Source organism: Nosocomiicoccus massiliensis (genome assembly GCF_000438455.1).
GTDB lineage: Bacteria > Bacillota > Bacilli > Staphylococcales > Salinicoccaceae > Nosocomiicoccus > Nosocomiicoccus massiliensis.
In genome coordinates this window covers 1-7,310 of sequence record NZ_CAVG010000067.1, presented here as the reverse complement: position 1 = coordinate 7,310, position 7,310 = coordinate 1, and the positions used below count along the sequence as shown (strand labels likewise).

The 7,310-nt window shown below is 36.4% G+C and carries 9 protein-coding genes; all 9 read left to right on the top strand.

What is annotated here, in order from left to right; translation table 11 throughout:
• On the top strand, nt 1-501 hold a 501-nt coding region (locus TJ68_RS03385), incomplete at its 5' end, for a septation ring formation regulator EzrA (protein ID WP_040928740.1).
• A gap of 49 nt (nt 502-550) precedes the next feature.
• Nucleotides 551-841 carry an aminotransferase class V-fold PLP-dependent enzyme gene (locus TJ68_RS08750; protein WP_272944037.1) on the top strand — a complete coding sequence of 97 codons (291 nt, stop codon included), beginning with the start codon at nt 551-553 and terminating at the stop codon, nt 839-841.
• Nucleotides 842-854: 13 nt separating this feature from the next.
• On the top strand, nt 855-1,679 hold the full coding sequence (locus tag TJ68_RS03380; RefSeq protein ID WP_337587677.1) for a cysteine desulfurase family protein: 825 nt from the start codon (nt 855-857) through the stop codon (nt 1,677-1,679).
• Complete coding sequence (thiI, locus tag TJ68_RS03375) at nt 1,669-2,865, top strand: tRNA uracil 4-sulfurtransferase ThiI (protein ID WP_040928739.1); 1,197 nt, start codon at nt 1,669-1,671, stop codon at nt 2,863-2,865. The genes TJ68_RS03380 and thiI overlap by 11 nt, the downstream gene beginning before the upstream one ends.
• A 47-nt stretch (nt 2,866-2,912) precedes the next feature.
• On the top strand, nt 2,913-3,914 hold the full coding sequence (gene sppA, locus TJ68_RS03370; RefSeq protein WP_040928738.1) for a signal peptide peptidase SppA: 1,002 nt from the start codon (nt 2,913-2,915) through the stop codon (nt 3,912-3,914).
• An 11-nt stretch (nt 3,915-3,925) separates the two neighbouring features.
• The gene (locus TJ68_RS03365) at nt 3,926-4,435 is read left to right on the top strand and encodes an RDD family protein (RefSeq protein WP_052327280.1); all 510 of its coding nucleotides are present in this window, start codon (nt 3,926-3,928) and stop codon (nt 4,433-4,435) included.
• 3 nt (nt 4,436-4,438) lie between these two features.
• Complete coding sequence (tpx, locus tag TJ68_RS03360; protein WP_040928737.1) at nt 4,439-4,939, top strand: thiol peroxidase; 501 nt, start codon at nt 4,439-4,441, stop codon at nt 4,937-4,939.
• A 64-nt stretch (nt 4,940-5,003) separates the two neighbouring features.
• Entirely contained in the window at nt 5,004-5,888 is an 885-nt protein-coding gene (locus tag TJ68_RS03355) for a class I SAM-dependent methyltransferase (RefSeq protein WP_040928736.1), read from the top strand.
• Nucleotides 5,889-5,954: 66 nt separating this feature from the next.
• On the top strand, nt 5,955-7,310 hold a 1,356-nt coding region (locus TJ68_RS03350), incomplete at its 3' end, for an aldehyde dehydrogenase family protein (protein ID WP_040928734.1).

Genomic DNA, 7,310 nt, shown 5'->3' with positions numbered 1-7,310 from the left:
CAAGTAGATGTACTAGATTACTTACAGTCGTTAAAATACGATGAAGAGGAAGCAATCGATAATACGAACTTAATCGATGACAAAAAAGAAGAAGTCATGCATAGATTAACAACGTCAAACCTCGTGAGAATTCCAGAGCAGTTTATCGTTATGAAGCATGAACTCGATAACGAAGTGAAAGAAATCGATAGATATCTTGAACGTCGTCCGTTAAATGTCCGTTACATTAAAGAGAAAGTCGATAAAGCAGTCATTTTATTAAATAACTTCGAGCAAGAAGCATATGAAGTTATTCATGACTCTGAACTGTCTGAGTTAATTATTCAATACGCAAACCGTTATCGTAAAGATAACAGTACATTAGACGGTGAAATTGAAGAAGCGACGCGTTTATTCAATGAAAATAGATATAAGCGTGCACTTCAAATTGCAGAACATGCATTACGAGAAGTTGATGAAGATGCAGTAAAACGTATCATCGACTCATATGAAAACAGATAAGAGACTTAGGAGCATTCCTAAGTCTTTTTTATGGTAGGTGAAGGAAACAATGATTTATTTTGACAACGCAGCAACGACGCGTCCATTAGACGACGTCCTACAGACGTATGACACGGTAAATCGAAAATATTTTTATAATACAGCAAGTTTAAGTAAAGGTGGACAAGAAGCGAGAAAGCTTCTTGAAGCTTCTAGAACACAGATCAAGCAACTGTTTAAATTAAATGATTACGATTTAATATTTACTTCTGGAGCTACAGAAAGTAATAACATCGTAATACAAAGCGTCATAAAAAAAGAAATTACAATTTGGTCGAACGGTACTCGTTTCAGAACTTGAACATCCAAGTGTCATCGAAGTACTGAGACATATTGATGGTATCGATTTAGTGTTTATTGATACGACATCGGAAGGGATTATTGATCTCGAAGATTTAAAAGAAAAGATGACGGATGATGTGATCTTTGTATCGGTTATTGCGGTTAACAATATTATCGGAAGTGTTCAACCGATTGAAAAAATTGTTGATGTCGTCAAGCAATATAACAGAGCATTTTTCCATGTCGATGCAACTCAAGCTGTCGGTAAGGTGAATATCGATTATCGCGGGGTGGATGCAGTGACCTTTTCAGCGCATAAGTTTTATGGCGTTAAAGGTGTCGGTGGATTATTCATTAAAAATCTTGCACAGTTAAATCCGGTGATGTATGGCGGTGGACATGAATATAACGTGAGAAGCGGTACGGTAAACTTACCAGGTATCGTGTCGACTGCTAAAGCACTACGTTTATCTTTTGAAACGATGGATGACACGTATAATAAGATGAATTCGTTTAACGATAAAATACGTGAGGCGCTTCAACAATATAAAGGTGTATATATTCAACCTAAACATGTGCCACATTACATTAATCTGTCGATTACAGGTGCTAAAGGTGAAGTCGTCGTTAACGCACTAAGTAAACGTGATATTTATGTATCTACAACGAGCGCATGTGCGTCACAACGTAACGCACCGAACGAAACACTCATCGCGATGGGAAATCCGTTACGTGTAATTGAAGGAAGTATCCGTCTTACGATGGGACAGTATACGACTGAAAGTGACATAGATACGTTTATAAAAGTATTTGATGAAATATATAAAGAATTAGGAGATGTCATCGTTGAAATATGATTTATTACTCGTTCGTTACGGCGAACTTACGTTAAAAAAGAAAAATAGAAAGATGTTTATCGGTAAATTAGTGTCACAAATCGAGCGCGCTTTAGAAGGACTTGACGTCGTTATCCGTGCGAATAGAGATAGAATGTACATCGATCTAGAAAATGAAGATGCATATGAAGTCATCGACCGATTAAAACATGTGAACGGAATATTAAGCATGTCGCCAATTATTCGTCTTGAAAAAACGGATGAAGCGATGAAAGAAAATGCATTACTATTAGAATCAACATTTAAAGAGGACGATACATTTAAAGTTGAAGTAAAACGTATCGACAAAGCGTACCATTTAAAGACACACGAAATTCAGCAGTTAATCGGCGGACATGTCGTAAAAGAAACAAATCGACCAGTGAATATAAAACATCCAGATCATACGATTATGATAGAAATTCGTTATGACGGAATTTATATGTACAGTGAAGTGTATGATGGGGTCGGTGGATTACCACTTGGAACAGGTGGTAAAACTGTTTTAATGCTTTCTGGTGGAATAGATAGTCCAGTCGCAGGATTTGAAATAATGCGAAGAGGTGTTGAAATTGAAGCGATTCACTTTTTCTCACCACCATATACGAGTGAGCAGTCGTTAGAAAAAGTAAAAACACTCGTAGATATTATGGCAGATAAAACCGGTGTCGATATTAAAATGCATATCGTACCATTTACAAATATTCAAACGACTATTTACGATAAAATACCTGATGGTTATTCGATGACGACAACGAGACGTATTATGTTAATCATCGCAGAACGTCTCGCACGTAAAATCGGTGCAGAAGCGGTCGTAAATGGAGAAAATATTGGACAAGTTGCATCGCAAACATTAACGAGTATGAATACGATTAATGCAGTGACAAATTTCCCAGTACTACGACCATTACTCACATATGAAAAGAATGAAATTATACAAAAAGCTGTGAATTACGGAACGTACGAAACTTCTATATTACCGTTTGAAGATTGTTGTACAATCTTTAAACCAAAACAACCGAAGACATCACCAAATTTAGATACGGTCATAAAATATGAGTCAAATGTCGACTTTGAACCACTCATCGAAGACGCGCTAGATCAAATCACAATATACACATCAAAAAACGAACAAGAATCTACAGAATTTGACGATTTACTGTAACTCACTGTGTTATACTAACTCATACAGAAATTAAAGGAGATGAACTTATGAAACGAACGATTGCATTAGTCGCAGCAATTGCCTTACTGATTTCAGGCATTGTCATGAGCGTATTTAATGTATTCCAAAAAGATCAGTTTGAAGACTTATTTAGTAGTCTTGCAGATGAGTCACCTGTTAGCGTTATTGAAGAAGGTGACCCGTCAAATAGAATCGCAGTCATTAGTGTAGATGGCGTCATTCAAGATACACCGCAAGGTGGCGGATTATTTTCTGGAGTAGCTGGTTATAATCATCGTTTAACAGTTGATGCTTTAAAAGAAATTATTGAAGATGATTCTGTGAAAGCAATTTTACTCGACGTAAACTCACCAGGTGGTGGAGTATTTGAAAGTGCTGAAGTATACAAGTACTTAAAAATTGCTAAAGATAAGGGGAAAATTATCTACAGCTCAATGGGTAATATGGCAGCAAGTGGTGGATATTATGTCTCAGCACCTGCAAATAAAATTTACGCAAGTAACGAAACGATCACTGGCTCGATCGGCGTAATTATGCAAAGTATCGATTACAGTGAGCTTGCTGAAAAGTACGGCGTAAAGTTTAACACATATACATCAGGCGATATGAAAGACATGTTATCAGGAGCAAAAACTCCATCTAAAGAAGAAAAAGAATACGTTCAGCACATGGTAGATACGATGTTTGATGAGTTCGTAAAAGTTGTTGCTGAAGGGCGTAATATGAGTGAAGAAGAAGTACGTAAATTAGCAGATGGACGTGTATATCTTGGAAGTGATGCACTTGAAAACGGACTTGTAGACGAGATTGGATACTTTGATGACGCGCTCGCTGATTTAAAAGAAGAGATTGGGTCAGAAAATCCACAAGTTTATACGTATGGTTATGGTTCAAATCGTTTTTCAATGTTCAATTTTAACGGACCGAGCATCGTGAAACAATTATTTAACGATTCAGATGCGTTAATCGTTGAAAACTTAATCAATAAACGTCAAGGTCCAAAACCGATGTACTTATATGATGAGTAAGGAGTGAGATTATGAAAAGAGAAACAGTGATCTTGCAAAAAGAAATGGGTTATCCTGTTGCAGATACGTTAATACGTCTCCTCGCATATATCGTTGATCTCATCGTCTTATGGTCGGTACGCCAAATCGCAATTATTCCGATTTTAACGATGCTAGGCGTCATGAATCAAAATATTATTTTTGACGCAATTTCAATACGTAGTATTGTCGTAGCGGTCGTATTTTTCCTGTACTTTGTTTTAATGACATATTTCTTTGGTCAAACGTTAGGAAAAATGATTTTCGGTATTCGTGTTGTTTCAAGTAAAGGGTATGAGTTAACATTTGCTCAAGTATTATATAGAGAACTTATCGGTCGATATATTACGCAAGCATTATTAAACTTACCGTACTTAATGATTTTATTTAACGAAAATCGAATGGGACTTCATGATTTTATCGGAGACACATTAGTTGTAAACTCAAAAGAGGTTGAATATACTGTGGATGTAGAGACTAATAGAAAAGAAGGGCTGGTTTAATTTATGACGACAATTACTTTTGGTGGAAATGAAGTTAAATTAGACGGAAAAGCTGTTGAAGTTGGTCAACATATCGATAGTTTTAATGTTGTGAATAGCGAGTTAAAAGATGTAGAACCGTTAAAAGAGTATGCAGGTACAAAAAAGCTAATTAGTGTTGTACCGTCTCTTGATACAGGCGTTTGCCAAGTTCAAACGAAAACATTTTATAATAAAGCAGCAGATGTTGAAAACACGCAGTTAATTACAATTTCAAACGACTTACCATTCGCTCAAAAACGTTTTTGTGCAGATGAAGGTATCGAAAATGCAGTGACTTTTTCAGATCATAGGGATCTATCATTTGCGAAACAATTCGGCACGCTAATGCCAAACTTACGTTTACAAGCGAGAAGTGTATTCGTATTAGACGAAGACGATAATGTTGTCTACGTAGAATACGTACCTGAAGGTACTAATGAACCAGATTATGACAAAGCAATTGACGCTTTAAAAAATATTTAATCAATTGTTATAATAGGGCTATTCGAAAGAATAGTCCTTATTTTTTTTAGAGGTGAATTTTTTAATGGAACTTAGTAATTTAGAAAAAATATACGAAGCATTAGTAAATAAAACAGATGACATTCATGAAGAGACTGGTTTATCACGAATTGAATCATTGTCTCGAGCATTATTAGAAGTAAACGTAACGGGTACAAAAATAGAGAAGCGAAAAGCATTTCAGTTTGCTTATTTAAAGCAGTTAAAAGAAGAGCAAGTTCAACCGAACCATCAACTAACTCCAGACGTCATCGGATACACAATCGGCTATATCGGCAACGTACTAAACGATAATAGTAGCGGTTCGGTGTTAGATGTCGGGAGTGGATCTGGCCACTTATCGATGACGTTAAGTGAGTTAAATTCAGAGTTGCAGTTAAACGGTGTCGAAATCGATCCAACGCTCGCTGAGTTAAATGCAAATCTATGTGAATTTTTAGAGACACATATGAAGATATATCCGCAAAATATCATCGAACAAAACTTTATTGATCCAGTTGATTTAGTCGTTGGAGATTTACCTGTCGGTTTTTATCCGGTAGAAGTTGAAGGGTATACGACAGCGTTTAAAGAGGGCAGAAGTTTTGCGCATCTTTTAATGATTGAAGCAGGAATGAATAAAGCAAAAGAAGACGGTATCGGTATTTTTACAGTACCTACTAACATCTTAACGGAAAATCAAGAAACGTTTAAAACGTATATAAAAGAAGATGTGACGTTACTCATGTTCTTAAACTTACCGAAGACTATTTTTAAAGACGAAAAAAGTCAAAAGTCGTTAATCGTTCTGAAAAAAGGGCACGAAGCATTAAATAACAAAGATGTTTTAATTGGAGATATCCCTGATTTTAAAAACAAAGACAGTATGAAACAATTTCTATCAACTGTTGAAGCGTGGCACGAAAAATAATCAGATGTTTGTTTAAATGACTAAACGGATAGAATAGTAATACAGACTTTAAGGAGGATGTACGAAATGAAATACGACAAAATATATATTGACGGAGAATGGGTCACACCATCAACGTCTGAAGTGATTGAAGTTGAGAATCCAGCGACAGAAGAAATTTTTACTACGGTTGCTAAAGCAAATAGCGAAGATGTCGATAAAGCAGTAGAAGCAGCAGCGCGTGCATTTAAAAGCTTCAATGAAACGTCTTATGAAGAACGTCAAAAATACGTTGAAGAAATTTTAAACGGAATTAAAGAGAGACAAGAAGACTTTGAGAAAGTCATTCGACAAGAACTAGGAAGTTCATATAATTACACAAAAGCAGCTCAGGTTGAACAAGCAATCAAAGAGATGACACTCGCACTTGAGAACGCGGATAAAGTAAAATTCACAGAACATCATGAAGGATTTGATCTAGTACGTGAAGGTGTAGGTGTTGTAGCAGCAGTGACACCGTGGAACTTCCCACTGAATCAAATTCAAAGAAAACTTACATGTCTTTTACTCGCTGGTGCCACAGTCGTACTAAAACCGAGTACGAAAACTCCAGTTGCAGCATTTTTACTTGCTGAAGTGATTGATAAAACAAGCCTTCCAAAAGGTGTATTTAACATCGTCCCTGGATCTGGTAGTGAAGTTGGAGATGCGTTAACTGGACATGAAAAAGTGGATATGATTTCATTTACTGGATCTACTAAAGTAGGTCGAGGCATTTATGAACAAGCAAAAAGTAATATTAAAAATATACACTTAGAACTTGGAGGAAAATCACCGAACATTTTACTTCCTAAAGGTGATGCTAAAAGAGCAGTAAAACAATCGATGGACGCGATTATTAATAACGCAGGACAAGCATGTTCAGCACTTACGCGTTTAATCGTTCCTGAATCTCGACTAGAAGAAGTTGAAGAATACGTTAAACAATATATCGAAGAAAACGTACGTGTTGGAAATCCTGAAGATGAAAACAATACGATTGGACCAGTCGTCTCTAAAGAAGCTCAAGACCGTGTGTATAACTATATCGAAAGCGGTAAAAAAGAAGCGACGTTACTAATTGGTGGCGGTAGAGTAGAAAGTGAAGACAAAGGATATTACGTCGAACCGACGGTATTTACAAAAGTCGATAACAACAGTAAAATCGCGCAAGAAGAAATATTTGGACCAGTTTTATCGATCATCACATATAACGATGTAGATGAAGCGGTAGAAATCGCGAACGATACGACGTACGGGTTATACGGTGCAGTATTTGGTGAAAATGACGAAGAAGCATATGACGTTGCCAAAAAATTACGCACAGGTAGTATCATTATAAACGGTGCAGCAAGAAATCCAGCCGCACCATTCGGTGGTTATAAACAGTCTGGTATCGGTAAA

What these genes read in the sequence shown, in the direction of transcription:
- TJ68_RS03355 (WP_040928736.1), top strand. Translation starts at nt 5,004, where the DNA reads ATGGAACTTAGTAATTTAGAAAAAATATACGAAGCATTAGTAAATAAA.
- tpx (WP_040928737.1), top strand. Translation starts at nt 4,439, where the DNA reads ATGACGACAATTACTTTTGGTGGAAATGAAGTTAAATTAGACGGAAAA.
- sppA (WP_040928738.1), top strand. Translation starts at nt 2,913, where the DNA reads ATGAAACGAACGATTGCATTAGTCGCAGCAATTGCCTTACTGATTTCA.
- TJ68_RS08750 (WP_272944037.1), top strand. Translation starts at nt 551, where the DNA reads ATGATTTATTTTGACAACGCAGCAACGACGCGTCCATTAGACGACGTC.
- TJ68_RS03365 (WP_052327280.1), top strand. Translation starts at nt 3,926, where the DNA reads ATGAAAAGAGAAACAGTGATCTTGCAAAAAGAAATGGGTTATCCTGTT.